Below are 23,086 nucleotides of genomic sequence, written 5' to 3'. Positions count from 1 at the left end.
AATGGCTAGAATGGCGTGAACGGTTTTGAAAAAGGGCTGCTATGACGACCTTCCCGCCTCAAAAAAGCACAGCTCACGATCGACGTCGGTGTTATTGCCTGAATCCTAATTGTAAGCAGCCAGAAAATCCTGGAAATGCCGCAATCTGCGAAAGTTGCGGATCGCAATTACTGCTGAGCGATCGCTATCGTGCGATTAAACCGATTGGTCAAGGAGGTATGGGGAGAACTTTCCTGGCTGTGGATATATCCCAGCCATCGGAACCGCGCTGTGTGATTAAACAGTTTTTTCCTCAACAACAAGGAACTAATAATCGCCAAAAAGCAGCAGAGTTATTCCGTCAAGAGGCAACTCGCTTAGAGGTTGTTGGGAAACATCATCAAATTCCCGAACTGCTGGCATATTTTGAGCAAGATGACCATCAGTATTTAGTGCAACAGTTTATCGATGGAGAAAACTTAGCTCAAGAATTAACCAAAAAAGGGCCGTTTAAAGAAGTAGAAATTCGGCAACTCCTGCAAAGTTTGCTGCCAGTGTTGCAATTTGTCCACAGTCAACAGATGATTCACCGGGATATTAAACCCGAAAATATCATCCGCAACCGTCGAGATGGCAAACTCGTGTTAGTCGATTTTGGCGCAGCAAAGTATGCGACTGAGACGATGCTAGGCAGAACCGGAACGGTCATCGGTTCTGCTGCGTATACGGCTCCCGAACAAGTAAAAGGGAAAGCGATTTTTGCCAGCGATGTGTATAGTTTGGGTGTTACTTGTATCCATTTGCTCACTCAAATTCCTCCTTTCGATCTGAGCGATACGAGTGAAGATACCTGGGTTTGGCGACATTTTCTAAAGACACCAGTAAGTAAACAGTTAGGCAGCATTCTCGACAAAATGCTGCAAACGGGTACGAAGCGGCGCTATCAATCAGCAGATGAAGTGTTGCAAGATTTGAATGGGCGATCGCTCCCAACTACTAAACGTAATTCTAAGAAAAAATGGCTGATAGCCGGTGCCTTCCTATTGTTTGGATATGCGGGAGTGCGGTACTTAGCTTCGCCTGTGGTAGAGATGGTGACTCAGGAAATTGAGAGGCAAGCATCTCTGACGGAAGGCAGCTTATTCGCGATTGTGGATGGACAGGAGCGAGTGTTTCCGTTGAAACATACGGAAGTTGTGGCGAAAGTCACAGGGAATGTGTCGCGGGTGGAGGTAACGCAGACCTTTGAAAATCCCTTTAACAATCCCTTAGAAGCTGTCTATAAGTTTCCACTGCCCGATGAAGCGGCAGTGGATGACATGGAAATAAAAGTAGGCAATCGCATCATCCGAGGCGTCATCAAAAAACGCGAAGAAGCAAAGCAAATTTACGAACAAGCCAAACAAGAAGGAAAAACTGCTGCATTATTAGACCAAGAACGAGACAATATTTTTACTCAGTCCTTGGCTAACATCAAACCAGGCGAAAAAATCGATGTCACAATTCGCTACAGTGAAAGCCTGAAGTTTGAAAAAGGTAACTATGAATTTGTCTTCCCAATGGTGGTAGGACCACGTTACAGCTCAGGAAATTCAACGAATAATCAAGGCAATACAAACCTTACCGACACTTCGCAGATAAATCCGCCGACTTTACCAGCCGGAAGCCGTTCTGGGCAAGATATTGGCGTAACAGTAGAAATAGAAGCCGGGGTGCCAGTCAAAGAAGTGCGATCGCCTTCTCATCAAATCCGTACCACTCAAGATGGTCGCATCATGCGGGTTGAATTGAGCAAGGAAAACGCAATTCCGAATAAAGACCTGATTTTACGTTATCAGGTATCGAGTGCCCAAACCCAGTCCACAGTATTATCAGAGGCGGATGAACGCGGCGGTCACTTTGCCACCTATTTAATTCCAGCCGTGGAATATCAAAGTAATGAGATTGTACCCAAAGATGTGGTATTTCTCATGGATACTTCTGGCTCTCAAAGTGGACCGCCAATTGAGCAATCAAAGGAACTGATGCGCCGGTTTATCAATGGACTCAACCCCGGCGATACCTTTAATGTTGTTGATTTTTCCGATAGCGCGACGCAGCTATCTCCTATACCTTTACCGAATACGCCGCAAAACCGTGAGAAAGCCCTAAATTATATCAATCGCCTAGATGCTAACGGTGGCACCGAGTTATTTAATGGCATTCAAACTGTGTTGAATTTCCCCGCCGCGCCAGAAGGACGCCTGCGGAGTATTGTCTTGATTACTGACGGTTTGATCGATCAAGACCAGCAAGCGATCGCAGAAATTAAAAAGCGGCTGAAGCCTGGAAATCGGCTTTATAGCTTCGGTGTTGGTTCTTCAGTGAACCGCTTCTTGATCGACCGTCTGGCAGAGGAGGGGCGGGGGACTTCCGAAGTCGTTCCCCCTAACGAACCCGCTCAAAAAGTTGTCGAAAAGTTCTCCCAAAAAATCAATAATCCCGTACTAACGAATATTGAAGTTAGCTGGGAAGGGGCTGGAAAAGCACCGCAAATCTATCCGATCAAACCCCCTGATTTGTTTGCCAATCAGCCTTTGGTGTTGTTTGGACGCAAAGGCGATCGCGCTAAGGGAACTTTGCGAATTACTGGAATCGCCGCGGGTGGCAAACGCTATGAGAAGAAGTTACCGATTGAATTTGACGGCGGTGGCAATAGCGCGATCGCTCAACTTTGGGGACGCGCCCGGATTAAAGATTTGATGAATGAAATGTATGGCGGAGCAACCTCAAATAATGTCAAAGCTGTTACAGATACCGCGCTAGCTTATCGCTTGTTGTCGCAATACACCTCTTTTGTCGCTGTCACGGAAGAAGTGCGAGTCGATTCCAAGAAAACTCAGCAGGTGCAAGTGCCAGTAGAAACGCCAGAGGGTATGAACGCCGAAGCAAGGTCTAGTCAAAACGGTAACGTGCCGCCAGTCAGCCAAGCGCCACCACCGAGTAAAGCGTTAGTAGCTAGCAAACCTACTGCCAGCAAAATGCCGTCAGCACCGTCAGCAGCGAACAGCGTGCCACTATCTAGCTCAGCACAGCCATCCAGCCAATCGTTAGATCCCGATCCAGTGCCCGAACCCAGCCAAATCTTAGGCAACATCTTGGCTGTTCTCTTGCTGGGAATGTACTTTGCCTGGAAGCGGTTGAAGGGTTTGAAAAGCACTCCGCCTGGAAACTAATCCCAGTCCACTTTTTTACCGCTATATTAAGCTTCATCAGTCAAAAATATAGCAATCCTGTTTTAATTGTGAGCTTCCAAACTTTCCGCTCCCCGACTTCATAAAAGTTGTCGGGGAGCTTGCTTTCACGCATCCTTTAAGAGCGCTTTAGGTGCAATTAAAATTCTACGGAATTCTCATTTTTGCTGCCTGATTTTAACAGCCAAAATCGACAAATTAATCCAAAAATAAATACAGAAATCATAGAAAAGATTACAGAACCATCACCAAGATGCCAATATTCAAAAGCTTCTTTGTTTGATAACCCTGCCAAAACCGTCATCAAAGCCACCCTTATCCCATTTAGCGTAAAGGCTACGATGACAGCAACGAATGGTAATAAAATCTTTTCCTTCAATTTAGTTGGAAAAATGAGTAAAACAACTAAAGCTAATCCCAATAGCTGAAGGATAGTACCTACACCTGCACAAGCTCCGCCAATTTGTACAGACCCGGTTGGCAAACTTAAAATCTCCCCTCGCTGCACAACGGGGAATCCTAAAAACCAAAGAAAAATAAATGTAAATTTAGCGGTTAATAAAGATACATTAAAAAATTTCAATATTAATTCTTGATTTAAGACGAAAAAAGCCAGTAGCAGCAATTCCCGCCAATACTGTTTTAATCCTTTAACCCCAGAGGCAATTAAACCCAAGCCCAGCATTGAAATCAAAGGTGTAACGTGAAGGGTAAAACCATAGCCTGGGTAAAGACTTTTAAAAAGAACCAAACTAATCAGTGCGAACCCAACAATACTAGAAAAATCGTCGCTTTTCAGCTCTAATCCGTCCCGTTTCTGCCAAAGCAGGGATGATACCGCAGCCCAAAATAAGAAACTTGTACTCAGCAGTTCAGTATTGCCACTCCTCCAAGTCAAAGTAAGATGAATCGTAATTAAGCCTGCCGCGATCGCTATCAACCAGAGTTTCAAGTCTTTGACAAGTTTTAGCCTGCTCATGATTCGATAAAAGTTTTGCTCGGTAGGACACACCCGCTGGCTGCGGCTATACTAAAGAACACCGACGCTGCAACGCTTTCCGTAATAGGACTTGATATTGTGGATCGTCAATGATGTAAGCACCAAAGCGCTCTAAATGGGGGTTCATCATTTGGGCGTCAAAGAAAGCAAAATTGCGCGATCGCAATCTTTCCACCAACTTCACCATCGCCACCTTTGACCCCTCTGGAATCCGGTAGAACATAGATTCCCCAATAAACGCACCCCCGATGACAAGTCCTAAAATTCCTCCAGCCAGTTTCTCTCCCTGCCAAGTCTCGAAGCTATAAGCCCAGCCCTCTTCGTAAAGTGCCAAATAAATCTCTTGTAGTTCTGGGGAGATCCACGTTGTTTCTCGATCCGCACACCCAGCCACTACACCCTGGAAATCCCGATTGACGGCAACAGTAAAGCGTTCTTGGTTGAGAACACGCCGCAGCGACTTCGGGTAGCGAAACTGCTCATCAAGGGGAACGAGTGTTCTCTGACGGCTGGAATACCATCCCAAGCCATTGTCGTCATCCGCCATCAGGAAGTAGCCTTGGGCATACCCCTGAATAATGGTGGGAATATCAAACTCCATGCACTCAATCCAAGCGGGTTAATGACGTATTATCCGATCTATGTATATCTCTAACAGCCACAAATGGCTGCATAGATGTCCTGATGAGATAGAACCACCTTAATATCTAAAATACTGCCCCAACTTTTAGAATCATTGAGTCGGCGTCTGAAATTTAAAAGCTGAGAAGCGAAAAGCTGATACGTGAAAATGTCTCAACCTATCCCACCGATCACCTTACCACCAGCCGAAAATCCTCAACAGGAAGGCAAATGGCTGCAAAGCGCATTAAACAAGTGGCTCGATGAAGAGTTTATTCCAGAGGCTGTCAATCAAGAGATTGCCCAACGAGCTTCCCAGATTTATGTCCGCCAGCGGATGGAAGGGGAAAACGACCTGGGTTCCCTGGTGATTGCCATTCTGACAGAGATGCAGGCGTTTGATTTTTCCAGAAGTTTTTATAGCGAGTTTGCGATCGCGAATGCGGTCAGTGAATTGCTCTTAGACAGTCTTGGCATCGACCGCTGTTGCGGTCAATAGTCAATAGTCAATAGTCATTGGTCAAACGCAATCAACTAAAGACTAAAGACTAAAGACTAAAGACTACCAGCTAGACTTGACGACTCCCGGCAACAGGCCTTGGTGTGCCCATTCCCGCATAACGTTGCGAGACAGACCAAAATCCCGGTATACGCCTCTAGGACGCCCAGTCACCCAGCAGCGATTCCGCAGTCGTGTGGGGGCACTGTTGCGCGGTAGTTGCTGTATCTGCCGATGAATCGTCAGCTTCTGTTGTTGGGTTGTTGCATTCTCAAATGCTTCCTGCAACGTTTCACGCTTAGCGGCATACTTATCCACCATCTTCTGGCGTTTTTTCTCCCGCTCAATCATGCTCTTTTTAGCCATGAATTATCCTACTTTTTTCCAGCAATAAAGACACCATTCTCCATTCTAGCGGATGGTATCAATTAGAAGCTTCCACAATTTGAGGGGATGTGGCAAGGTTAATATTTACAGAATCCGACGGCGACAAATTGGCAGAAGGACACAAATCCGCAAGAACACAAGCATGGCACACCGGATTTTTGGCTTTACAAATTGCCCGACCATGATAGACCAACCGAATTGACCAGTTTTCCCAATCCTCTAGGGGCAACAATCTCATCAAATCTCGCTCTATCCGCACTGGGTCTGTATATTCTGTCAAACCCAATCGGTGGCTGAGGCGCTTCACATGAGTATCCACCGTCACGCCTTGATTGATGCCGTAAGCATGAGCCAGAACGACATTCGCCGTCTTTCGCGCTACTCCTGGTAATTCCAGCAACAATTCCATTCGTTTTGGTACCTGTCCTTTAAATTTCTCCCCAATGAGGCGGCAGGCACCTTGAATATTTTTAGCTTTATTGCGATAAAAGCCGGTTGAACGGATCAGGGTTTCTAACTCGGCAATATCAGCGTTTGCCAAAGCTGGGGCGTCGGGAAACCGAGCAAATAATGCGGGGGTTACTTGATTCACCCGTTCATCGGTACATTGAGCGGAGAGAATGGTTGCGACCAACAACTGTACCGGCGTCTCGTAGTTCAGCGTACAGGGTGCATCTGGATACAATCGCTTCAGGCGAATTAAAATCTCTAAAGCACGCTGCTGCTTAACTGACCATGTACGGGTAATGTTCATAAATCGTCAATTGTCTAGTTGGTAGGGGCGCATGACCCTGCGCCCGTACAGGTCAGTTATCCGTTGTTAAAAACGACAGACAACTGCGTTCATTGCAAGAGTTTTTGAACCCACTCCAGGTTAGCAGTGTCTCGAACAATCAAGAAAATTCCCAAACCCAGAAGCAACATCAAACCAGTTTGCATAATGCCATCTTGGATTTGAGTCGGCAACGGTTTACCCCGCAAGCCTTCAATCAATAAGAAAGCTAGCTGACCACCATCGAGAGCCGGTAGCGGCAAAATGTTGATAATCGCAAGGTTAATGCTGATCAAGGCAGCAAACTGAAACAGATTCGCCGCGTCTGACTTGGCAATACTGGCACCAAGTTCGACAATTTTAACCGGCCCAGCAACCTGATCTGCTGTTTCGCCAAAGTTACTGATCAGTTGTACAAAGCCCTGAGCCGTTAAAACGACAAATTCTTGGTACTTTGTAGCCGCAGTGGTCAAAACTTCTACAGGATTCTTGAGGTGCCGACGCACTACTTTGCCGCTAGGAGCTAGCTGGACACCGATGCGACCTTTCCCATCGCTTCCGGGTTGCGGTGTCACGGTCAGGGAAATGATTTGACCTTGACGTTCAACGCTCAGGGGGACCGGCTGGTTGGGATTATTTTGAATTACCTCCATAAGCTTTGGAATGGCTTCCTTGGAGGCTTTCAGTGGTTGACCGTCTGCTAAGAGAATAATGTCTCCTGCTTTGATGCCAGCCTTGAGTGCAGCCGAACTTACGTCTGAGGCGACTTGGGGAACCAGGACACCAGGCTGATAATTAAATTCCTGAACGCCTACGAGACCCAGTTGAGTCGCTAGCAGCAAGTAAGCAAATAGCAAGTTGGCGATGACACCAGCGCTAATGACAATGGCTCTGTCGAGAATGGGTCGGTTGCGTAATAGATTGGGGTCTTCTGGAGGAATATCACTGTCGGGGTCATCATCAGGGAAACCGACAAATCCGCCTAAGGGAAAAGCCCGGATGGCATATTCGGTTTCCGGTCCCTGGTACTTCCAGAGGATCGGCCCAAAGCCGAGGGAGAAGCGGTTGACGTGAATTCCTTGAAGACGAGCTGCCATGAAATGACCCAGCTCATGTACCACAATCAAAAGCGCCAAGACTGCGATCGCCGCAAAAACAGGCATATTAATAATTAATTCAACTAACTACATACTTCTTCATTCTACGGTGTTGCGTCCGGAAGCTGGGTGAGTTCAGGGAAGAGGAGCCGGAAAGCATTAAAATACAGAGTGAGGAATTCCTTCCTCTCCTCCCCGCAGAAATCGCTTCACCAAGCGGTCGCACTCTCGCCAACTTCAAATTTCATCGGGTGGGTAATGAAATGATTAAAAAAGATAGTTGACAGATGCTGAAAATTTTGAGAATCTAGATAAAGATAAAGTTTTGCGGGTATAGCTCAGTGGTAGAGCGTCACCTTGCCAAGGTGAATGTCGCGCGTTCGAATCGCGTTACCCGCTCTTCTGGTTAAAATCATATAAGAAGTAGCCCTTTCTTCAGGCATAGATCTTCAGAGGTACAGAGGATAAATCTGATTATCTATAAGTCGGAGCATTTCTAGGCAAAGGTTTACAGTGTTAAAATTCGCCTAGATTGTCTGTGTCTTTAAAGGCATTCATTCAGTAGTACCCAGTCCGAAGAAAGGCGGTTGCTAGGTGCAAACTAAAAAAAGTCTAACAGACGAACCCGGTTCCGAAAATCTTAAGTTAACACTTTCATATCTTTGTTTAAATAGCGCTTGTGCCATCTCAGAAAGATCAGAAGATTGACTTAAATAACGATTACCCGTGCCCATGCCGACGTAGAGGGCGTTTAGTACCGATTACGCTGACAGAAGCGTTTGGCTGCGATCGCTGTCAGCAAATCTTCGTGGTTGAAGAGAGTGGGTATGCGATCGAACAACTGTCTACAAGCTATCCCTACAAGCGATCGTGGCGGTGGACGGGTCATCGCTGGAGTACTGCTCATCCAGGGCTTGGGGACAGCTACCTACCTGTTTCCTTAGGAATCATTGCGGTGGTACTGATCGCAGGGCTTTGCTTAGCTCAGATTTCACCTCCCGCCCCTCCTGGTATCATTATTGTGCTGTGTGCGATGGTGAGCGTGTTGGCGCTATTGGTGCCAGCGCTGATCATCTGGCTGACTCACCGACGTTAGCCCAATGGCAATCAACGATATTACTCCGACCCCCGACCCAATGAACGCTGTTCGTCGCGCTTATGAAGCTTCCCTGGAATTGGCAACTACCAAGGGAGTAGAGCGCAGCCGTGCTGTCGCCGCAATGGCGCAGGCACTTCAGAGATCCTTAGACGATATTTTGGAAGCAAACACCCTGGATCTGGAAGCCAGTCGCGAAATGGCAGCACATGAGCTGATTTTAGATTGGCTGAAGCTGACACCTGAGCGGCTGCAAACCACCATCCACATTTTGCAACGGTTAGCTGAGTTGTCCGATCCGATCCGGCGGGTGATGAACGCGACTTATCAGCTAGAACACTCGCAAACTTACTCTCAGCTAATGCCGCTGGGGGTCATTGCATTGATTTACGAAGCCTTTCCGGAGCTAGGAGCGATCGCTGCCGGGATGTGTCTGAAAACTGGCAACAGCCTGATTCTCCGAGGTGGAAGTGAAGCTAGCCACTCTAATACGGTCATTGCCCAAGTTTTACAATCAGCCTTAGAACGAGCAGGTATGCCACCGGGTTGTCTGGAGCTACTACCATCAGAGCAAGGCGCTTCCATTCGGGATTTAGTCATTCAAGACCGATACATTAATTTGGTGATTCCCTATGGTCGCCCTAGTTTAGTCCAAAAAGTGATCCAGCTCTCAACTGCACCCGTCTTGAAGTCGGCGATGGGAAACTGCTACCTCTATTGGTCGCCTACGGGTAGCTTAGAGATGGCTCGGAACGCAATTTTAGACAGTCATCAAAGCGAGCCAGACCCTGTTAATGCGATTGAAAAGGTTTTGATTCATCCAGCTTGCAAACCTTCTTCTCTAACAATGCTTTGGAACAGTCTTAAGGAAAAAGGGTTTCAACTCAGAGGAGATAGGGATTTGGTGACACAATTTCCAGATTTGAAACTAGCTGATGAATTAGAGTGGAGTCAAGCCTATCTTGATAAGATTGTGGCTTTTAAACTGGTAGAGAGTATCGAGGAAGCCATTATTTGTATTAATCAATACAGCAGCGGTCACGCCGACTGTCTAGTTTCTGAATCCTATCAAGAAAGCCGCCAATTTGCTCTCGGCGTTAATAGTGCCTCAGTCTATCTCAATTCTTCTCCCCGATTTTCGCGTAACCCCAAGGGCGGAGACTCCTTATTTCTGGGAATGTCTAACCAAAAAGGACATCGCCGAGGGCCGATTGGCTTAGAATCTTTTACCACCGTTAAGCACGTCGTGCAGGGACACAACTAAAAAGGCAAAAGAGAGAAGGATGAAGGGAAAAACTGCTTCATCCTTTATCCTTCTCTCCGCTTTCTTTTGCCTTTTTACTGTTTATTGTTTACTTTCTTCGACCAGTTTTACCTTTGAGGCTAAACCGAGCGACTGAAGAAATTGAATGGTCATCCACGTTAGGTCAATTTCCCACCACTTTAAGCCATGTCGAGCGGAATATTGAAAAGCATGGTGGTTGTTGTGCCAACCTTCGCCATAGGTGAGTAAAGCCACCCACCAACAATTAGTCGAGCGATCCTCAGATTCGTAAGTGCGATAGCCAAATTTATGCGTTGCACTGTTGACAAACCAAGTGCAGTGAAACACTGCAACGATCCGAACAAAAATTCCCCAAACCACAAAAGGCCAACCGCCCAAGGCGTAAAGAATTAAACCTAAGACAACCTGAATGGGAATGAAATATTTTTGTAAAAACTGATAAACCGGATCGCCAGAAATATCTTTAGTAACCCGAGGGATGTCTGTATCCGCAGGGTTTTGATAAAGCATCCAGCCCATGTGACTCCACCAAAAACCTTTGTTGGAATCATGAGGATCTAAGTTTTCATCCGAGTGCAAATGATGGAGGCGATGTATGCCTATCCAGTTAATCGGACCTCCTTGGCAGGAAAGGGTGCCGCAGAGAACAAAGAAGTATTCTAACCACTTAGGGGTTTGAAAACTACGATGCGTTACCAGACGATGAAATCCCAGCGTAATTCCCAAGCCACCCGTTACCCAGTGGAAAAAGACGGCGACACCAACCGCAGCCCAACTGAAGTTACTGGGAAATAGGGCGAAAAGCGCTGCGATGTGTAACGCAGCCATGTAGATAATAATGACCCAATCAGGACGGAGAGGCGAGTCTTGTCTCACCTGTTCTTGATCTTTAGTTGTGGTCGCAACAGTCATGCAGTAACCTTGATAAAAATTGTGCAGCCCAACCTGCTATTGGATTTGGGATTTTGATCTTGGTCTTGTAAGGGCGGCTTGTTTGCCCTGCTTTTACTGGAAATGCAAATTTTTACATTGCCAAAAGCTCCAAAATCTAAAATAAATAAGAAATCTCTTTCTCCAGGTATTGATGAACAGCTTTCAACAGCTACAGGAAGCAGAAAAGGTACTGTTTCCGATTTTTTCCGCAATTGACGCAACAGTCAAGCAAAATCTCAAACGAGTGCTGGAAGCCTTTCGTCACCATCGGGTGGGGGCGCACCATTTCGCTGGTGTCACCGGCTACGGTCACGATGATTTAGGGCGTCAGACGCTCGATCGGGTATTTGCGGACGTGATGGGTGCCGAAGCTGCTGCGGTTCGAGTGCAGTTTGTGTCCGGTACTCATGCGATCGCCTGTGCCTTATTTGGCGTTCTTCGTCCTGGAGATGAAATGCTGGCAGTGGTCGGTGCCCCCTATGACACGCTAGAAGAAGTTATTGGTTTGCGAGGGCAAGGCCAAGGCTCCTTACTTGATTTTGGCGTTAGTTACAAAGAATTGGCTCTTACGGAAGAAGGAATTATTGATTGGCAAGCGCTGGCGACAGCAGTTAGCGATCGCACTCGTCTCGTGTTAATCCAGCGTTCCTGCGGCTATTCCTGGCGTCCTAGTCTTTCGATTACCGACATCGAAAAAATTGTTTTCCTGGTTAAACAACAAAACCCCCACACGATTTGCTTCGTCGATAATTGTTACGGGGAATTTATTGAAGAACAGGAACCCACCGCTGTCGGTGCCGATCTGATGGCTGGCTCTTTGATTAAAAATCCTGGTGGTACTATCGTAACTGCTGGCGGCTATGTTGCGGGTCGGGCAGACTTAGTAGAAGCCGCCGCCTGTCGTTTGACGGCACCAGGAATTGGCAGTAGTAGCGGTGCCAGTTTCGATCAACATCGCCTGATGTTTCAAGGATTGTTCCTCGCACCGCAAATGGTCGGGGAAGCGATGAAAGGGAATCACCTGACGGCTTACGTTTTCGATCAGCTGGGTTATGCCGTGAATCCTTTACCAATGGCACCCCGTCGCGACGTGATTCAAGCCATCAAATTGGGTTCGCGTGAGAAGATGATTGCCTTTTGTCGAGCCATTCAACAGCATTCACCCATCGATTCCTATGTCGATCCCATACCCGGTGATATGCCCGGATATGAGAGCCAGCTAGTGATGGCTGGAGGTACGTTTATTGAAGGCAGCACTTCTGAATTGTCATCCGATGGGCCGCTGCGAGAGCCATACGTTGTATTTTGTCAAGGAGGAACCCATTGGACTCATGTAGCGATCGCTCTTGAAGCCGCAATTGAAGCCGTGGGACCCGCTTAAATTTCTGCTCCTCACCACATTTCCTCACCACATTGTTGTAGGGGCGAAGCATCCGGGCGACAATTTCTGCAATCATCCCCGGATTTTCGCCTCCGGATGCTTCACCCAATGCCGTGTCAGCAGGCTTTCGCATTGCGGTAGTTATGTTAATTTCTCAAAGTCATAGACTTAGCTCCGCAAGGCAAAAGCCCTTAATTCTCTGGTAACTGATACTGCCCGACAATCCGCTTGGCATATTCTGGTACGTGCGCCTCTAACTTCTCCGGATGATTGCGCTTCACATACAAATAATTGCGGGTGAAGTGGGAATCAATCGAGAAACGGGCATATTCCAGACCTTTAGGACCAATTTTTTCAATCACCACTCCCATGAGCTTCGCCGCCCACATCGGGAGAGTAACGCCTTTATCGTAAGCGGGGATACTTTGTTGTACCGCTTCTTTGCGGTTTCCTTGGGACATGACTGGCTGCGTGTCTATTTGATCTTGCACCAAATCCAGCATTTCTTTGCCAGTATCATTCCGCACCACAATCCACTGCCAGCCAAAAGGTGCGCCCATGTAACCCACAACTAAATCTGCCAAAGAATTCACATAATCAAAACAGCTCATGCAAGAAGGAGCAAAAACATCCTTCAACTGGTTTGTCTTCAATCCAAAGAAAGGCACCATTTCCATAGAGCCATCTTCGTGCTTGAAGTGAACCCGGAAATCTTGCATAAACTCGTAATGCACGACTGTCTCCGGGGAACGGCTGGTAGTTTCCAAGAATTTTTGCAACCCGGCGCGGTTAACATTATCCACACAGGGCGTACCCAAAACGTAAAGCTTTTCTAGTCCCAGTTCCTTCTCAACAGCTCGTAATGCTTGAATTTGGCAACCAACGCCAATTACCAACAGCCGCTTCATCCCAGATTGCTCAATTTGCTCCAACACCGAGAGATTTGGCGACAGCGTTGGTTTATTCACCCGCGCTGCCAGAATTTCTTCTGGTGTCCGAGCAATTATCGGCATCGGCTGAAATCTGTCTTCCTTGGTATTCTGGACGCAGACAACGCCCTCAACCATGCCGCGATTGAGCATTTCAATAGCAATGGTGCTGACAATTCCCGTCCATTGCGCCCCTTCAATTGGCTCAATTTTCCGCGCCGCCATCATCTCTTGACTAACCCCAAAGTACCAATCATCAGGATTATCTAGATTGCGGCTTCTTCCGTGGATTTCTTCTTCTAGTTCCGCTATCTGCTGATTAAGAAATGCACACGCTTCCTTGACATAGTGAATATAGTATGTGTCGCACAGCCCACACTCGCTACAGAGTTCTTTAGCAGGGCGACGGCTAGAGGCTTTCAGGGCTTTGGCTTTTTTGTGATTTGCGGAATCTACTGAGGTCATTATTAAGTTTCGGCTTTTAAACTAAGGTGGCTCCTCCCACAATACTTTAGAGGTTGCCAGCCAAGATTCACAGCTTTTTGCCAGTTTTGTTCAACACCAGCTCCATAGAAGAACTGCCATGCAAGACATGTTTTTTCAACCCGCCAAAAAACTAATTTCGGTTTGCATAGTTACATTGCTTCTGATTGTCGGCATGATCAGCTCGCCTGAGCAGGCTAGAGCCGATGATTGCAGTGGTTGGATTGTCACTGGTTGCGATCAGAAAGGAGATCGAGGAACAGTATTAGTAAAATCTGAAGGTAAAACCCGCAGTGAAAAAGACCTGACAGACACAAACCTACAGGGTAAAAATTTGACAGAGGCAAATCTTAGCGGAGCGAATCTTACTCAAGCCAAACTTAGTGGATCTAATCTGAGTGGCGCAGATTTCAGTGGGGCAACTCTAACTGGAGCCAACCTGAAAGGAGTCAACCTTAGCGGCGTAGACTTGAGTGGGATCAAGTTGAGCAAGCAAGACTTAGTAGCTTTAGTCAAGACTAACCTAACTGGGGGTGGCTGGTTCCAAGCTACGCCGATTTTGAGCAAACAGGATTTACTTGAGCTATTAGAACCGGATTTACATCAAGTAGCTTTGACTGGTGATAATCTCAGTGAAGCTAATCTGAACGGAGTAAATTTCAGCAAGGCAAACATGATGGGAGCGAATCTTCAAGGGGCCAAATTAGGTGGAGTGGACTTGACAGGAGCTGACCTAACTGGGGCAAAGATGCCTAATGGTAGAATTTACAAACCTTAGTTATTCAGTAAGTTCAATATTCCTTAATAATTAGCCTTTTTAGCCCTCTGGTCAGTTCATCAGAGGGTTTTTGCTGATATAGCGCTGAGTTTTACAAAAACTGAATTATCTCAGCTAGGCGCAGATGGAGAAAAATGGAAGCGCGATCGCTCTTTATTTCTCTTCCTTCGCGTCCTTAGCATCTTCAGCATCTTCGCGGTTCAACTTCTTAAATCTTTACTTTTGGCAGATGGGAAAAAGCGCGATCGCTCTCCCACCTTCCACTAAAACGCGAAACCCAGCTAGTTTTGGTAGCTGGGTTAACAAATTTACACTAAAACCCTATCAACCAGGGCGAACATCAAGACAGCCTTCTGCATAATTAACTTCTGGAACTTTACCAGCAATCATGCGCGATACAGTCTCGCCATTCGGAGAGACAAAAACGAGACGGAAGTCTTTGTTAGCAAAGCTGCTTGGTTGAACGACCCAGGCTTTACCTTTTTCGCTGTTAAGAAGACGACTTACCTGAATTTGTCCGGGATAGGCAGACTTAATCGTGCTTTCTGTATCGTCAACTTTGATACCATGAACAGTGGTAATTTTATTGGTTTCAACTTCTACCGTAGCGATACGACCTTGAGTGACCATGAAAGTAACACCCTCAGGCCCATTTGCTGGCTTGTAATAGTCACAGACGCGATTGGGATTTTGCCGGGATGGCACGATTGGAGTCCCAGCAACGCCTGATGCCTCAGCAACAGTCATGTTAATTTTAACTGACCCAAGTCCGTCAATCGATAGCCCCGATTCAGTTGTCAGTTTTTCGGCTTTCTTTAGGCAAGTATTCTCGCCACTTTGATCGTTTAAGCATTTGCCGTTTCTATCCAGGATAATAACTGAGTTGACAGTTGGAAATTGCTTAAGGGTGGTATTAATAGAGAATTTTTGACGAGCATCATCTCCAGTACCTCCTGAAATTACAGACTTACAGAATTTCAGTTTAGCAATTCCATTCGTGATGGAAATCGTAAAATCTTTGCCGCAGTTGGAACTGCCCTTGAATTCAATAGGGTCGATTAAACCACGAGCTTTTTCCTGACTTGTAGGCCCTGCGATTAATTGCTCAATGGCAAACTGAGCTGTACTCGGACTGTTTGTTGTTCGCCAAACTGGCTCAACATAAGTGAAATCTTGCCCGCTTTGGGGGTTTTTAGGAAAAAAGACTTTTACCTTTTTCGGAGTTGCTTTCACCGGCTCGAAGCTGCTTTGAACAGCTTGTTTAGTTTGAGCGGTTTTTTCTGAAGAAGATACTTCTAAGCTTGATTGGGGTTGAGTTGGTTCGGTCGAGGGTTTAATTGATGATTCGGTTACGAGTTTGGGTGTTTCTGAGGAGGGTGCGGCATCTGTAACTTGAGTGTCACAAGCACTGATACCCGAAACTATTAATAATAAGCCAAAAGAAAATAAAGCTGATTTACGGATGCGGTACATTTTGTTTCTGAGATGGATGAATGACTAATTGCTTACGTTCTCTACTGTAGAAAGCCGTCAGCAGAAAACTGGTGAGGTGGTGTGTCAATACTTGGAGTGACATTAAGTGGAAACAAGCCCTTGTGAGTTGTTTCCAGAAAAAGCAGAGACGTTCTGTCTGAGAAAAAATGGGGTTTGAAGGCTAACAGGGGTTTTCTGCGTCTCCTGAAGCCTTGTGGCGGTCGCTGGGACAATCAAGAGAGTGACACAGACAGTTGAAGAGAACGTGTAAATCGTTGTTTTAATGAAAACATAAAGAGAAACCGGCTGAGTCAAAGTGAGACAGCAATGCTTCCAAATGTATCTGCTAACGCATACTATTTAGTATGCAAAATCCTCGTCAAATAGCATTTCTGGCACTTCGGGATGTCCACCGTAAAGGCGCTTTTGCTGACGTGGCACTCGACCGACTGCTGCGCCAAGCAGACTTAAGTGCTACCGATCGGCGGTTAGTGACAGAGTTAGTTTATGGGAGTGTGAGAAGACAGCGATCGCTCGATGCACTCATTGACCATCTAGGCAAAAAGAAAGCCCACCAACAACCCCTAGACCTCCGCGCAATTCTGCATCTAGGCTTATATCAACTTCGTTATCAAGACCGAATCCCTGTGTCGGCAGCTGTGAATACTACCGTGCAATTAGCCAAAGAAAACGGATTTTCTGGGCTTTCCGGCTTTGTCAATGGTCTATTGCGACAGTATATTCGTCTAGCGGAAAGCAAAAAGCCGGGGAACCGGGGAGGAGAAGTTCAGAACTTAGAATCTGACCCGCTACATCTGCCAAAAAACCCAGTTGAACGATTAGGCATCTTACACAGCTATCCCGACTGGATTATCGAAGTATGGCTAGAACGTCTGGGTTTAGAAGAAACAGAACAGCTGTGTGAATGGATGAACCAAACACCAGCAATTGACTTGCGGGTAAATCCCCTCTGCGCTGAGATAGAGAAAGTTGAGGCAGCACTGCAAGCTGCGGATATCTCAGTTAGTCGGGTGCCCCATCTACCGCAAGCTTTGAGGCTAACTGGTGGCACAGGTGCAATTCAAAATTTACCTGGTTTTAGCGAAGGTTGGTGGACGGTGCAAGATAGTAGTGCCCAGCTAGTCAGTTATCTGCTAGATGCCCAACCGGGCGAAGTAGTCATTGATGCCTGTGCAGCACCAGGGGGAAAGACAACGCACATCGCAGAATTAATGGAAGATCGGGGAACTGTTTGGGCGTGTGACAAGACTGCTTCCCGTCTTCGGAAACTGCAAGAAAATGCCAAACGGTTAAGTTTGCACTCGATTCAAATTCAGGAGGGGGACAGCCGCAACCTACCCCAGTTTATCAATCAAGCTGATAGGGTATTACTCGATGCCCCCTGCTCTGGACTGGGGACGCTACATCGTCATGCTGACGCCCGTTGGCGGCAAACTCTACAGACAGTTCAGGAACTTTCAATTCTGCAAGGCGAACTATTAGATCGAGTGGCTACCTGGGTTAAACCGAATGGCATTCTGGTTTATGCAACTTGTACCTTGCATCCATTGGAGAATGAAGGTGTTGTTCGCGCCTTTTTAGAGCGTTACCCCCAGTGGCAGATTTTGCCCCCCAACCCCAATTCACCAGCGGCAGCTTATACTACCCCTGCTGGATGGATCGAAGTCTGGCCCCACCGGCATCAAATGGATGGATTCTTTATGGTGCGGCTACAGAAGAAAAATAGCTAAACCTCTATGGTAGTTGTGGTTGCAGAAATCTGTTGATGGATTAATCTGTTAGGGGAAATAAGGGAAAAGCCAATGGTAGCCAATTCTAGTGTTAAACAGCTTGTTAAAATTCTCATCGGCGCAGCTTGGATTGATGGCAAAATTCAGTCAGAGGAACGGCAATATCTTCAGCGAGTGGCGAAGGAAAAGGGCATTGCTGACGATCCAGAGATTCAGCCTTTGTTGTATGAACTCGTAGCTGTAAGCCCAAGCGAGGTCTACAATTGGGTGCAAGATTATTTAGGCGATCGCCCCAGCACCGACGATTACCAGCGCCTCATCGAAGCCCTCAGCGCTTTAATTTATAGCGATGGCGAGGTAGCGATTGAGGAAGCTAAACTCCTGACTCGATTACAGCTTCTAGATCCCAACAGTGCCTCTCAGAAGTCAGCCCCTAGTCCTGTCCTCAAAGCGATTCAAAAACTCTACCGTCGGTGGGTTGACCATCAGAACTAGCTTTAAGACTAATAGATAAAGACCCGAATTTTGACATCATCATTCCACAAGTTAGGGCACGCTACACATAGCGTGCCTTTTTTTTGCATTCCCAATCTATATTGTGATCGGCTTCTAGAGGCTCCGGAAGCCAATTTTTTCTACAACAAGCAACTATTTTTGCAAAATATGCGTCTTTCCTTCTTAGGCAGTCCAGAACTTTCCGCTGAAACTGTCTATATCTCTATAATCTGTCACGGCAGTAAATAAATTTGTTGAGATTGAAATTTCTAGGAACCTATCAGGTAATCTTAGGTCTAAATAATCAAAGGAATGCGAAAAGTGGAGAAGTTCTCAATGTCTAACTTAAAGCGCTTGAAATCTGGAACAGCTTTACTACTAATGCTGGGAATGTCGGCAGGTTCGATGGCTCCCCTAGTAGAAACAATTATGTCACCGGCACCAGCTGTTGCTCAAGCTATCAATTTTAGTGATGTATCCTCAAGCTACTGGGCTGCTAGTTTTATTCAAGAACTGGCACAACGTGATGTAATTGCCGGGTTCCCCGATGGTACGTTTCGACCCAACGATCCGGTGACTCGTGCCCAATTCGCGGCGATGGTTCGTAAGGCCTTCAACAAGAATAAAATCCGCAATGCTGTTAATTTTGTGGATCTTTCATCGACCTACTGGGCATACTCGGCTATCCGTGAAGCTTACGAAATGGGATTTTTGTCGGGTTATCCCGGTAACGTCTTTAGACCTACACAAAATATTCCCCGCGAACAAGTTCTAGTTTCCTTGGCGAATGGCTTGAATTACACTGCCAGCAATCCCGTATCGGCTGATTTGCAAGTGTATAACGATGCTTCTTCCATCTCTACCTATGCTCGCAGTAGCATTGCTGCGGCAACAGAAAAGAGCATTGTGGTGAACTATCCGACTCTCCAGACGCTGAATCCAACTCGGAATGCCACCAGAGCGGAGGTAGCAGCTTTCATCTATCAGGCATTGGTGAGTTCTGGACAAGTAGCGGCAATTAACTCGCCCTATATTGTCTCTCTCAACGACACACCGCCAGAGGACACGACAGTCGCGATTCCGGCTGGAACCACTATTCCAGTTAGGTACGAGAAAGAAAAAATTCTGGTTACAAAGGACGAAAGAGCACCGCTGACGCTAACGGTAGCAGCAAATATCACCACATCTGATGGAACGGTGCTAATCCCCTCTGGAAGCCAAGTGGTCGGTGAATTGCAACCGGCTCAGGGAGGCTCTCAGTTTGTGGCGAAGGAACTGGTTTTCACGAACGGTCAACGGGTGGCTATCGATGCTACTTCTCAAACCATTACCAAAACCGAATCCGTTACCAAGGGTTCTAGCGTTGGTGGTATCCTCAAGAATGCCGCATTAGGTGCTGCTGCTGCTGCTGCGGTTTCTGCTGTGACGGGTGACAAAGCGATCGCTACCGAAGAAGTCTTGGGCGGTCTGGGAATTGGTGGACTCATCGGACTGTTCCTCGGTCGGGATAGAGTGGATCTGATTGCGATTGATCCGGATACGGATCTGAATCTGCGGTTAAATGACGAGTTAGTGCTAGAGCAGTAATATTTGCAGAATGAAGCGTGCAATTCTAGTTGACTGCTGATTGCTTCATTCTTTAAGCAGATAGGCACAAAGAAATAAGTATTTTCTAAACCCGGTTTCTAGAAGAAATCGGGTTTTTAATTCTAAATGGCGTCTTATCACAATCCTATTTAAGTTGTGAGATGCCAGCAGTTCAGATGCCCAACTTCTCCAGGAAGTCGGGCATCTCGTTTTCACGAATCATTGATGACTGCTATACCATGCAGACCGATCGCCTCAGATAAGTAATCGTATTACCCATTACCAGCTCAAATACAAATAAATGTAAGAGCAACTTATCAAACTTCATCTTCGCCCTTTAAGGCTTCAGTTAGTAACCAGACAATAAAGGTCGTTCCGGGTCCTTGAGTGTGGGGAATACTGCGATCGAGCCAGTTGCGTTCGGCGGGGCTAATGACTTCAATTTCGCCCTGCATTTGTTCTACTAAATCTCTCGCGATCGCTAAACCCAATCCACTCCCCGGAATCTCAGTTTCTGCCTGGACGCCTCGGTAATGTCGCTCAAACAAATGCTCTTTATCTTGCACGGGAATGCCAGGGCCAGTATCGCTAATTGCGATCGCCTGAAAATCTCCTTGAGAAGTATGTCGTCGATTTCCTGCCTGAATGTAAACTTGCCCACCCGCCGGGGTATATTTCAAAGCATTGTCAATCAGATTGCTTAACACTTCGCGCAGCACTTTGGCATTGGCTTGTACTGGCGGCAAATTCGGAGGAATTTCTGCTAATAAAGCCAGATTTTTTTCTTGGGCGATCGCGCTGGATGTCACCACTAGCGGTTCCAAAACTTTCGCCACCGAGCAGGATTCCAATGCCAGCGCTCTCGTCGGAATTGTTTGAGGCTCCAATCCCAAGGGAGAGTAGAGATTTCCTAAATCTTCACCTTTTCGGGGAAGCGGACAGGACGGGGCAATCGGCACGGGAACTGCATCGTAAGCACGATCCGCGATTTGCCCGTACAAAGGCACTAACTCTCCTTCGTCCATATCCACTGCCCGATCGAACTGTAGAAGCAACTCTTGCAAGCGATCGCTTTCACGCACGATGCTGTTGGCAACTTCGCGGTTCGCATCTCCAGGTACCAATCGTCTGAGGAGTAACTTGCCAAACGTCCGTAAGGCGGTCATGGGATTGCGAAACTGGTGTATCAGATCGTCCATGAGATCGCGCTGTTGAGCCTGAAGATGACGCTGCTGACTCAGTTGCTGCTCAAACCATTGGGAACGCCGATCCAGAATACAAGCGCTCGCCAGTGTATCGGCAATCCGTTCAATCGCGGTTCGTTCCCGCTGGTTCCAAGGTCTATCTTCACGAGCTGTCACCAGCAGCCCCATCACCACACCTTCATGCAACAAAGGCACCACAATTTGGCGCGAGGAGCTACTCAAGTCAGCATCGGCGAAGAGCGATCGCTGGAGGGGCGATGTCCCCGCCTTTGCCTGCAATTCATCAATCGTTTCTTCTTTCCCGACTTCAGCCGCCGATTCCGTTGAACCCGTCTCAGAAACCGCATCGGACTCCTGAGAAACCGGAGATGCCGCTGACAATAACCGAGGAATGGATGCCAACGGTCGATCGGAAAATCCCAAAGCCGAAATCTCATCCGTTTCCCATTCCACCGCTGTCTGTGGGTAAGCAACAACCGGCCTTAGCTTAGTTGGGACGCCCTCTACCAGTTCTTCCGTTAAATACACAACACTCAAGGCAGCTTCCAGTCCTTGAGTTAATAGTGCTACTTGTGATTGGCACAAAGTTATGAATTCTGAACTGGTAGACATAGACACATTCGCTTATACTTGGGTACTTGACAGCGAGGAAAATTGCATTCATCGGATCGGGTTTTCTTCCGTCGATCCTGACACGCAATTGCGCTGAAGCGGCAAAGGTCGTGCAAAAACCTTATTTTTGTTTCTTTTTATTACAAAAATTTTAGCGAGCTTTCATGATAGTTTGGTTACGAAATTGCTTCCAAACTGGCTAAATTTTGTCAAGGTCGAATAAATATAGCCCTTTATACGCTATATCTAGGCTCAAGTTTGGACAAGCTTGCATATATAGCGTCTATTGCCCGTTCTGCTGCTGTCGATTTTAATTTCTGAGGGCTGTAATGTTTGTATCAATCGGTAAAAAGCGGTTGATATTTTGAACTCAAACCGATATACTTGCGACGGTTTTTGTATCTATCATTACAACTGTCAGAATTAAAGGGGAGGTAAGGAGGTTGGCTAGAAGACGCAAGCGGAAAAGTCGCCGTCGCCAGGAAGGACGTAGAATTTTAGAGCATGTCCCTCAGTATAGTATTGAAAGTGGCGAAGATAAACCAGTCACCGCCGCGCGAAAGTTTATTCAAACCGAAGGAATCCTTCCGCCTGCTTTGCTGCTCGTGAAGCGGAACGAACACACCACAGATCGGTACTTTTGGGCGGAAAAGGGGCTATTTGGTGCCCAATATGTTGAAGAAAATCATTTTCTGTTTCCTAGCCTTAGGATAATCGACAATCCTGTGGAAAAGCCTACCCTCGCCGCTGTTCGTAGCAGCTGAAGTTTTAGGCATTAAACGTGAAAACTCGGTTATAGGGGCGGTTCGCGAACCGCCCCTATTGTTTTATAGGAGGAATTTTGAATTTTTCCTCATAATTAAAATTCTTTTGGATTCACAAACTGACCAGGTTTTGGAATTTTTTAAGATTTTTAGCCAGAGAGTTGTCATTCGCAAGGCTTTAATTGCAGTTCCTGTTGCAATTGAGCCAATTCATCACGATGGGCGATGACAGTTATTAAACTTCTAGTCTCTTTTTCGACACCTGCAAATGTTTCCACCTTCAGGGAAACTTGTTCGCTGCGTCCAGCTTTTTTCCAGTAAAAAACGCCCGCGGCTGGTGAAAGGAGAACCAAACCTAGGAAAATTTTAGCGAATTGGGGAAATAGGATTGCTAAAACCAACGCCAAACAAAGAAAGCCACAAAAAGCTAATAAGCTCAGAAAAATTGCCAAAAACCAGCTGGGGCGGACAAAGCCTTGGAATGTAACTTGATTTTGCTTTGCATCCACCGCCGCAATCCGGTAAGCACGCCGATCGAAATATTGTTGCAATTGAATTAAAATTGATTCTTCTGGTTGCTCCGCAATCAGTTTCACTTGTTGCGTTCGATCCTTAGCGGAGGCTCGAATAAAGAAAAATAGACCGACTGCTAACAACAGTGTTAGCAGAAATGTTGAAAAGAGAATTGTCGTATTCACGAATTTCTAGATAGGGCAATGGAAAATA

The 23,086-nt window shown here is 46.6% G+C and carries 20 protein-coding genes, 1 tRNA gene and 1 pseudogene; 12 read left to right on the top strand and 10 right to left on the bottom strand.

Annotation, left to right across the window (positions count from 1 at the left end; translation table 11 throughout):
* Positions 1 to 41: 41 nt before the first annotated feature.
* Positions 42 to 935, top strand: a pseudogene (locus NDA03_RS17055) (serine/threonine-protein kinase); the annotation flags it as partial.
* Between the two features lie 135 nt (positions 936 to 1,070).
* Positions 1,071 to 3,194: a VIT domain-containing protein gene (locus tag NDA03_RS17050; RefSeq protein WP_348238698.1), complete on the top strand. Its 2,124-nt coding sequence runs from the start codon at positions 1,071 to 1,073 to the stop codon at positions 3,192 to 3,194.
* A 157-nt stretch (positions 3,195 to 3,351) separates the two neighbouring features.
* On the opposite strand, the gene crtA is transcribed toward NDA03_RS17050, so the two are convergent.
* Positions 3,352 to 4,164, bottom strand: a complete 813-nt coding sequence (gene crtA / locus NDA03_RS17045; protein WP_348238665.1) for a cyanoexosortase A — start codon at positions 4,162 to 4,164, stop codon at positions 3,352 to 3,354.
* A gap of 73 nt (positions 4,165 to 4,237) precedes the next feature.
* Positions 4,238 to 4,813, bottom strand: coding sequence for a leucyl/phenylalanyl-tRNA--protein transferase (gene aat, locus NDA03_RS17040; RefSeq protein ID WP_348238664.1), 576 nt, complete (start codon positions 4,811 to 4,813; stop codon positions 4,238 to 4,240).
* A 189-nt stretch (positions 4,814 to 5,002) separates the two neighbouring features.
* On the opposite strand from aat, the gene NDA03_RS17035 reads away from it, so the two are divergent.
* Positions 5,003 to 5,332: a hypothetical protein gene (locus NDA03_RS17035; RefSeq protein ID WP_348238663.1), complete on the top strand. Its 330-nt coding sequence runs from the start codon at positions 5,003 to 5,005 to the stop codon at positions 5,330 to 5,332.
* Between the two features lie 63 nt (positions 5,333 to 5,395).
* Here the strand turns inward: NDA03_RS17035 and rpsN are convergent, their stop codons facing one another.
* From rpsN to rseP, 3 genes are all read right to left on the bottom strand, one after another.
* Positions 5,396 to 5,698, bottom strand: a complete 303-nt coding sequence (gene rpsN / locus NDA03_RS17030) for a 30S ribosomal protein S14 (RefSeq protein WP_348238662.1) — start codon at positions 5,696 to 5,698, stop codon at positions 5,396 to 5,398.
* Between the two features lie 58 nt (positions 5,699 to 5,756).
* Positions 5,757 to 6,473, bottom strand: a complete 717-nt coding sequence (gene nth, locus NDA03_RS17025; RefSeq protein ID WP_348238661.1) for an endonuclease III — start codon at positions 6,471 to 6,473, stop codon at positions 5,757 to 5,759.
* 89 nt (positions 6,474 to 6,562) lie between these two features.
* On the bottom strand, positions 6,563 to 7,654 hold the full coding sequence (rseP, locus tag NDA03_RS17020; protein WP_190526257.1) for an RIP metalloprotease RseP: 1,092 nt from the start codon (positions 7,652 to 7,654) through the stop codon (positions 6,563 to 6,565).
* Positions 7,655 to 7,915: 261 nt separating this feature from the next.
* Between rseP and NDA03_RS17015 the strand changes: the two genes are divergently transcribed.
* The 3 genes from NDA03_RS17015 to NDA03_RS17005 all read left to right on the top strand — a co-directional run bounded on the left by NDA03_RS17015 (position 7,916) and on the right by NDA03_RS17005 (position 9,948).
* A tRNA-Gly gene (locus NDA03_RS17015) sits at positions 7,916 to 7,987 on the top strand.
* Positions 7,988 to 8,267: 280 nt separating this feature from the next.
* The gene (locus NDA03_RS17010) at positions 8,268 to 8,684 is read left to right on the top strand and encodes a hypothetical protein (RefSeq protein ID WP_190414425.1); all 417 of its coding nucleotides are present in this window, start codon (positions 8,268 to 8,270) and stop codon (positions 8,682 to 8,684) included.
* Between the two features lie 4 nt (positions 8,685 to 8,688).
* The gene (locus NDA03_RS17005; RefSeq protein WP_190414424.1) at positions 8,689 to 9,948 is read left to right on the top strand and encodes a glutamate-5-semialdehyde dehydrogenase; all 1,260 of its coding nucleotides are present in this window, start codon (positions 8,689 to 8,691) and stop codon (positions 9,946 to 9,948) included.
* An 81-nt stretch (positions 9,949 to 10,029) separates the two neighbouring features.
* On the opposite strand, the gene NDA03_RS17000 is transcribed toward NDA03_RS17005, so the two are convergent.
* Positions 10,030 to 10,881, bottom strand: coding sequence for an acyl-CoA desaturase (locus tag NDA03_RS17000; RefSeq protein ID WP_190414423.1), 852 nt, complete (start codon positions 10,879 to 10,881; stop codon positions 10,030 to 10,032).
* A 172-nt stretch (positions 10,882 to 11,053) separates the two neighbouring features.
* Between NDA03_RS17000 and NDA03_RS16995 the strand changes: the two genes are divergently transcribed.
* Positions 11,054 to 12,283, top strand: coding sequence for a methionine gamma-lyase family protein (locus NDA03_RS16995; protein WP_348238660.1), 1,230 nt, complete (start codon positions 11,054 to 11,056; stop codon positions 12,281 to 12,283).
* A gap of 191 nt (positions 12,284 to 12,474) precedes the next feature.
* Here the strand turns inward: NDA03_RS16995 and NDA03_RS16990 are convergent, their stop codons facing one another.
* Positions 12,475 to 13,677, bottom strand: a complete 1,203-nt coding sequence (locus NDA03_RS16990; RefSeq protein ID WP_348238659.1) for a Coenzyme F420 hydrogenase/dehydrogenase, beta subunit C-terminal domain — start codon at positions 13,675 to 13,677, stop codon at positions 12,475 to 12,477.
* 193 nt (positions 13,678 to 13,870) lie between these two features.
* On the opposite strand from NDA03_RS16990, the gene NDA03_RS16985 reads away from it, so the two are divergent.
* Positions 13,871 to 14,473 carry a pentapeptide repeat-containing protein gene (locus NDA03_RS16985; RefSeq protein WP_348238658.1) on the top strand — a complete coding sequence of 201 codons (603 nt, stop codon included), beginning with the start codon at positions 13,871 to 13,873 and terminating at the stop codon, positions 14,471 to 14,473.
* A 324-nt stretch (positions 14,474 to 14,797) separates the two neighbouring features.
* Here the strand turns inward: NDA03_RS16985 and NDA03_RS16980 are convergent, their stop codons facing one another.
* Entirely contained in the window at positions 14,798 to 15,946 is a 1,149-nt protein-coding gene (locus NDA03_RS16980; RefSeq protein WP_348232402.1) for a hypothetical protein, read from the bottom strand.
* A 365-nt stretch (positions 15,947 to 16,311) separates the two neighbouring features.
* Here NDA03_RS16980 and NDA03_RS16975 point away from each other — a divergent pair, with 365 nt between their 5' ends.
* The 3 genes from NDA03_RS16975 (at position 16,312) to NDA03_RS16965 (ending at position 19,779) form a co-directional block, all read left to right on the top strand.
* Entirely contained in the window at positions 16,312 to 17,697 is a 1,386-nt protein-coding gene (locus NDA03_RS16975; RefSeq protein ID WP_190414417.1) for a 16S rRNA (cytosine(967)-C(5))-methyltransferase, read from the top strand.
* A 72-nt stretch (positions 17,698 to 17,769) separates the two neighbouring features.
* Positions 17,770 to 18,192, top strand: a complete 423-nt coding sequence (locus NDA03_RS16970; RefSeq protein ID WP_190414416.1) for a TerB family tellurite resistance protein — start codon at positions 17,770 to 17,772, stop codon at positions 18,190 to 18,192.
* A 336-nt stretch (positions 18,193 to 18,528) separates the two neighbouring features.
* On the top strand, positions 18,529 to 19,779 hold the full coding sequence (locus NDA03_RS16965; RefSeq protein WP_190688980.1) for an S-layer homology domain-containing protein: 1,251 nt from the start codon (positions 18,529 to 18,531) through the stop codon (positions 19,777 to 19,779).
* Positions 19,780 to 20,096: 317 nt separating this feature from the next.
* On the opposite strand, the gene NDA03_RS16960 is transcribed toward NDA03_RS16965, so the two are convergent.
* A complete protein-coding gene (locus NDA03_RS16960; protein ID WP_348232400.1) occupies positions 20,097 to 21,596 on the bottom strand; it encodes an ATP-binding protein in 1,500 nt (499 codons plus the stop codon).
* Positions 21,597 to 22,039: 443 nt separating this feature from the next.
* Between NDA03_RS16960 and NDA03_RS16955 the strand changes: the two genes are divergently transcribed.
* Positions 22,040 to 22,360 carry a DUF3155 domain-containing protein gene (locus tag NDA03_RS16955; protein ID WP_190414413.1) on the top strand — a complete coding sequence of 107 codons (321 nt, stop codon included), beginning with the start codon at positions 22,040 to 22,042 and terminating at the stop codon, positions 22,358 to 22,360.
* 164 nt (positions 22,361 to 22,524) lie between these two features.
* On the opposite strand, the gene NDA03_RS16950 is transcribed toward NDA03_RS16955, so the two are convergent.
* On the bottom strand, positions 22,525 to 23,058 hold the full coding sequence (locus NDA03_RS16950; RefSeq protein WP_348232399.1) for a cofactor assembly of complex C subunit B: 534 nt from the start codon (positions 23,056 to 23,058) through the stop codon (positions 22,525 to 22,527).
* Positions 23,059 to 23,086 lie beyond the last annotated feature (28 nt).

Source organism: Trichocoleus sp. Lan, assembly GCF_039961855.1.
Classification (GTDB): Bacteria; Cyanobacteriota; Cyanobacteriia; order Cyanobacteriales; family FACHB-T130; genus FACHB-T130.
Note: the sequence above shows the minus strand (reverse complement) of the source record. Positions and strands in the feature narration are given on the sequence as shown.